At 67.7% G+C, this 5,446-nt stretch carries 5 protein-coding genes; 1 reads left to right on the plus strand and 4 read right to left on the minus strand.

The genetic code is table 11. From position 1 onward, the window contains the following. The 4 genes from AC2VOP_RS08555 to AC2VOP_RS08570 form a co-directional block, all read right to left on the minus strand. Positions 1-210: hypothetical protein (locus AC2VOP_RS08555; protein WP_486960565.1), on the minus strand; the 210-nt coding region annotated here is incomplete at its 3' end. After that, entirely contained in the window at positions 207-1,868 is a 1,662-nt protein-coding gene (gene eccB / locus AC2VOP_RS08560) for a type VII secretion protein EccB (protein ID WP_486960566.1), read from the minus strand. The genes eccB and AC2VOP_RS08555, both read right to left, overlap by 4 nt. After that, the gene (gene eccA, locus AC2VOP_RS08565; RefSeq protein ID WP_486960567.1) at positions 1,865-3,706 is read right to left on the minus strand and encodes a type VII secretion AAA-ATPase EccA; all 1,842 of its coding nucleotides are present in this window, start codon (positions 3,704-3,706) and stop codon (positions 1,865-1,867) included. The genes eccB and eccA overlap by 4 nt, the downstream gene beginning before the upstream one ends. Positions 3,707-3,864: 158 nt before the next feature. Then, positions 3,865-4,773, minus strand: coding sequence for a class I SAM-dependent methyltransferase (locus AC2VOP_RS08570; RefSeq protein WP_486960568.1), 909 nt, complete (start codon positions 4,771-4,773; stop codon positions 3,865-3,867). A 292-nt stretch (positions 4,774-5,065) separates the two neighbouring features. On the opposite strand from AC2VOP_RS08570, the gene AC2VOP_RS08575 reads away from it, so the two are divergent. Continuing rightward, complete coding sequence (locus AC2VOP_RS08575) at positions 5,066-5,314, plus strand: type II toxin-antitoxin system Phd/YefM family antitoxin (protein ID WP_486960569.1); 249 nt, start codon at positions 5,066-5,068, stop codon at positions 5,312-5,314. Positions 5,315-5,446 lie beyond the last annotated feature (132 nt).

A 5,446-nucleotide genomic window follows, 5' to 3' on the forward strand; every position in this document is an offset into this window, starting at 1 on the left:
CATCACCGGGGAGATCAGCCGCATCCCGGTGGCGACCATCGCGATGACCATGCCGACGATCAAGATCACGATCACCACCGGCAAGGCCCGCTGCAAAAAGGATGCCGGGACCACCCGGGGCAGCTCTGGGGGTGGTTCGACGGTGATGGTGCCCGTGTCGATCGGCGGCGGCGCGAGCCGGCGACGGGCCTCGAAGATCAGTCGGCTCATCGGGTCTCACCCCCGACCGGTCCCGTCGCGGCCGGGCGGCCGCCTCGCTGATCCGGCGCCAGCCCATCGTGGGCCACCAGCGCGTCGGCACGTGACAAGGTGGGGCCGGGCGCGAACAGCGAGAGCACCGACCACGGGACAGCCAGCGCCGGCTGACTCAAGCCGAGGGCCGAAGCTGTGTCGGCGTGGCCGGCGTCAACCCCGTTATCTGCCTCGGCGCTGATGCCGTACCGGACGCCGGTATCGGAGATCCAGAACAGCGGCCCACTCGCAGTTCCGGTAGTAAGAGCAGACGGGTATCCGCTGACGTTCGCGACGAAGTAACCGGTGCCCGGTGCCAGCGCGACACGACTGGCGGTCCCGCCCGCGCCGGCGCCGACCAGCTCCAGGGTGCTCATGCCTGCAGGCAGCGGCAGTGCCGAGCCCGACAGCAGCTCCAGGGCGGCGGTGCTGGCCCCGGCGGGTTTGCTCCAGCGCACGCAGGTCACCGGCTCGCGAACCGGGTCGGTGATGCTGACCGGCTGCTCCGGGTAGCGGGAGGTGTCCAGCGCTCGCGACACCGGCAGCCGGGCGATGTCGTCGGCGCCGAGCCGGGGTGGCCGGTCCAGGCCATAGGAGTTGGTATTGCGCAGCACCGCCGCCACCACACCGGAGACGGGTTGCAGCCCGTCGGGCATGACGGCGTAGTACAGCATGGTGTTAATGGTGTTGTCCGTCGCGTAGGCGGCCACGACCGCACCCACCGGCGCCGATGCTGCCGACGCGGGCAGGTCGAACTGCGGCTTACCTCCCGCGCCCGCGATCACCGGGACGGTCAACGCCGGCGCCTCCGGAACGGCATTGAACAATCCGGACGCGATCGGGCGCGGTGCGGGTACGTCAACACCGGGACCACTGAGGCCAAGCGCACTGGTGACGGCGCGGTCCGCCAGGTCGATACGGCTGCGTTTGCCGTCCCACAGCAGCCAGGCGCCCGCACCACTGTCACCACCATCGGCGAGCACCGCGCGGCGCGACCCCAGGGCACCGGCCCGCGCCCCGCCGCCGTGCGGCGGCCCGGCGATCACCGTCACGCCGGGACCGGGGGCACCACCCGCCTGCGAAGGAGTGACCGCGTCACACACCGTCCAGTCCGCGTCGCGTGCGCTGTTTTGCACCATGCGCTCCGGCGCACCGGGAATTCCGACCAGGTTGCCGCGCGGGAACGCGTCCAGCCTGCTGCTTTTCACCACGGTAGGGTCTACCGGCCGACCGACGATCAGCCGCGCCGAGGTCAGGTTGAGCACCGGGTGCAGCTGCTCGCCGACCCGCACATAAAGGGCCGAGGTGGACTTGTCGGAGAGCACCGGGTCATTGCCGGGCACGTGGTTGGGCCAGATCAGCGTGAACGCAAAGCAGCCCGCCGCCACGGTGGCCAGGACCAGCACCCCCATCAGCACCGCACGGGTCTGGGTGCGCAACGGTTCGACGAGCAGCCGGGTGTCGTGCAGGGCGACACCCGCGGCGATCCGCCGCATCACAAACCGCCAGCCGCTGACCTGATGCTTGGTGACGAAGCCGCGGCGGTAGACCACCTGGTCCGGGTTGTCGTTGGCCGGGGTGCGTGACGCGAACGACCGCCGGCCTTCCCCGGGTGGGCCGGGCTGCTGGGTGCTCATGCCGGCATCTCCAGACCCAGGCCTTCCAGCAACGAGCCCACCGTATTGGCGACGTCGACGTGGGTGATCGTCATCAGCTCGTCGTCGGTGAACTCACCGGTTTCGGCATGTTCGGAGTGATCCAACCGGAATTCGCGCTCCTCTTCGGACTTTTCCACGATGTTGCGGACGAACCGACCATTGCCGGCGATATCCAGGCCGCGACGTTCGACACCGGCATTGTCGGCTTTCTTCATCTCGGCCAGATGGGCGAACAGTGCTACGAGGTCATCGCGCGCGGACTGTTCGAAGACGCTGTCGCGCCTGCCGGCCATGTAGTTCGCGATCTCGATCAACTCGGTCGGCTTGTAGGACGGGAAGTCGATGGTGCGCGTGAACCGCGACCGTAGCCCCTGGTTGGTGTCGAGGAACCGATCCAGGTCGGCGCGGTACCCGGCGATAATGACCACCAGCCGATCGCGGTCGTTTTCCATCCGGGCCAGCAGGGTGTCGATGGCCACCAGGCCGAAATCGTTCTTGGCGCCGGTGGCCACCAGCGCGTAGGCCTCGTCGAGGAAGAGCACCCCGTCCAGTGCGCTGTCGATGATCGCGTTGGTCTTGGCCTCGGTCTCGCCGATGTGCTGGCCGATCAAATCAGCGCGGTGGACCTCTTTGATGTTCTCCTTCTTCAACAGGCCTAGACCGCAGTAGATTTTCGCGACGACGCGGGCGATGGTGGTCTTGCCGGTCCCGGGCGGCCCGGTGAAAACCAGGTGGTGGGTGCGCTGCGCCACCTCCAGCCCGCGCGCCTTACGCACCAACTCCATGGCGACCGCGCTCTTGAGCCTCGCCACCTGGTCTTTGACCTTGTCCAGGCCGATGAACTCACCGAGTTCCCGCTCGGCCTCTTTCAGCAGAGCGGCCTTGCGCTCTTGGGCTCCGGGGTCGACGAAATCGCCCGGCTCGGGCTCGGTCTCGGGGTCCCAGGGGTCGGTGCGCGCGTCGATGCGGTCCGCGGTGGTGGTGACGATCCCGAAGCTGGCATCCGATAGCGCCTGTTCGACCTCGGTGTTCTCCGGGTTGGCCGCGTACAGGTCCTGCAGCACCTCTCGGGCGGTATCCTCGTCGCCGTCCGCGCGCAACACGAGTCCTCTGGCCAGCGCGCCGTCCGCCGCGGCGAGGGCGACCGGACCGTCGGGCTCGTCAAGGTAGGACAGCGCGGGAGCGAACATGCCCAGCCGGGCCAGTGCGATCCCCAGGGTGATCTTGGCGGCGTGAGCGAAGGACTCGTCGAGGCTGGGATCGTTGACGATCGGGGAGAGCAGCTTGACCACATCCGCCCAGCGCTGGGCGCGGTAGTGCACAACGATCGCGACCCAGCGGGCGTCGTGCCAGCCGGGGCGGCGTTCGGCGATGCCGTCGACCAGCCGGTGGGCGTCCGCGCAGCGGCCCTCCTTGGCCAGCACGGCAGCGTGCGCCAGGTGGAAGTCGTCGGGTTCGGTGGCACGGAACCTCAGGTACAGGCCGGTGTCGTAACGAAAGCCCAATGCGCCGCGCGGTAAGTCCAGCCGCCGCTGCAGGACACCCGCGGTGGCCGCGGTCCGTGAGACCGTTTTCAACACGGGCGCGGAGTCGTCACCGGCCGCGGCCAGCCCGGTCCACGCGTCGCACTGGTCGTGGGCGACGCGGGTCAGCGCCGCGAAACCTGTCCGGGCGGTGGCCAAGTCGGCGGGGCGTCGGCGCTGGTGCACCGGTATGCCCAGTGCCCGGCAACAGGTGGCGAACCGGCTGACGGTCTCCTCATCCACCCGAGCAGCGGCGGTGTGGGCCGCGAGGAGGCCGACATCAGCGTCACCCATGCTCTCGCCGCCCTCTCAAAGTAGCGTTGCCTAAGCTAACTTTGCTGAAGTTAGCATTGCGTAAGCTAACTGTCGAGTGGTCAAGGTCAGCCAATCGGCGCTCCTGTTGAAAACGATTGTCGATATCTCCGGTGTGCACGATACACCACACTGCCGAGTTATCCCCTGGTGGCAGTGACCAGGCAGTTGCGTTCGACCATCGGCCCCGCCTCGGAGTCCGGCGCGGGAACCGGCCGGCCCACACCGCGCAGATAATCCGCTAGTGGGGTCGCCGTCGCGGTCCAGCCCCGCTCGCCGAACCACTGGTCCGCCGGCGCGCACCGCTCGTTGTAGACCAGTTGATGGAAGATTCGGCGGCCGTGATCGTCGGGGTCGGCACTGCGCTCCATTTCGACCGCGGCCGCGAAATCCTCGGGCGGCATCGGTGCGCCGTCCTCGACGGCCACCTGGCTGCCGGGTCCGGCCAGCGAGTCGATGCCGGTGAACAGCTGCTCCTGGGCTGCCGCCGGAAGATAGATCAGCAATCCCTCCGCGATCCAGGCCGACGGCTTGGCCGGGTCGAAGCCGCTGTTGCGCAGCGCTTGGGGCCAGTCTTCGCGCAGGTCGACCGCCACCTCCCGGCGCTCAGCGTTGGGCCGGGCACCGTGCTGGGCCAGAATGTAGCTTTTGAAAGCCAGCACTTGCGGCTGGTCCAGCTCATAGATCGTCGTGGCATCCGGCCAGGACAGCCGGTAGGCGCGAGAGTCCAGGCCGGCGGCCAGAAGCACCACCTGGCGCACCCCGGAGTCGGCGGCGCGGCGGACGTAGTCGTCGAAGTAGCGGGTGCGGGCGCCCTGGAAGTTGACGAAGTGTTCGCCGAATTCGGCGCTCTTCAGCCTATGGTCGGGGCACTTGCCGGCGAGCAGGTCCGCCCACTGCCCGCCGGCCGCTCGGCAGAACACCTGCGCATACGGGTCGACGGCCAGCGGGTCGGGCTTTTGTGCCTCCAACGCCCGGGCGGCGGCCACGAACAATGCGGTCGAACCGACACTGGTGGTGATATCCCAGCTGTCACCTTCGCTACGCACCCGACAAACCCTACGCGCGGGTGCCTGCCGATCGTTCCGCGGCCATACGGTGCCGCCGGTGCAGCCGATGTCGCCGGTGTCGCCACTGACCGCCGACAGCCCACCCGCAGCCGGGATTCGCACGTTCAACATGGAGCAAACCTTACACAGATACGGATGAATGAGGGTAGATCATCCGCAAATAGGCATCAGCATCATCGTTAGCTCCGTTATTACGGGGATCCTTTGATGCCCTGCGGCATGGCTGTAGCGTATTGTAGCGTACTGTAGCGTACTGTGCTACGATGACCACATGCCTAGGACAATCGCGCAGCGCGATCTTCGCAATGACAATGCGAAGGTGATCGACGCAGTCGCGGCAGGTGAGACGCTCGTCGTGACACGCAATGGCGAACCGGTGGCCGAACTTCGCCCGATGCGGGCCGTGCGCCGCACGTTCATCCCTCGCGGCGAAGTCGAGTCGCTGGCCCGCGCCGCTGTGCGCATCGATCATCGTCAGTTCCGCGCCGATCTCGAACGGTTGATCGAGCAGGGTCTTTGAGGTGACATCCGGTCTTGTGGACACGTCGGTCGTCGTCGACTGGCACGACCCGACGGTCGTTGCCGCACTCCCCGACGAGATGGCGATTTCGGCTATTACCGCTGCCGAATTGGCTGCCGGGCCGCTACTTGC

The organism is Mycobacterium sp. TH-M106 (genome assembly GCF_057473765.1).

Excerpts from the sequence above, each read along its gene's own strand:
- eccA (WP_486960567.1), bottom strand. The coding sequence starts at position 3,706 with ATGGGTGACGCTGATGTCGGCCTCCTCGCGGCCCACACCGCCGCTGCT.
- AC2VOP_RS08575 (WP_486960569.1), top strand. The coding sequence starts at position 5,066 with ATGCCTAGGACAATCGCGCAGCGCGATCTTCGCAATGACAATGCGAAG.
- eccB (WP_486960566.1), bottom strand. The coding sequence starts at position 1,868 with ATGAGCACCCAGCAGCCCGGCCCACCCGGGGAAGGCCGGCGGTCGTTC.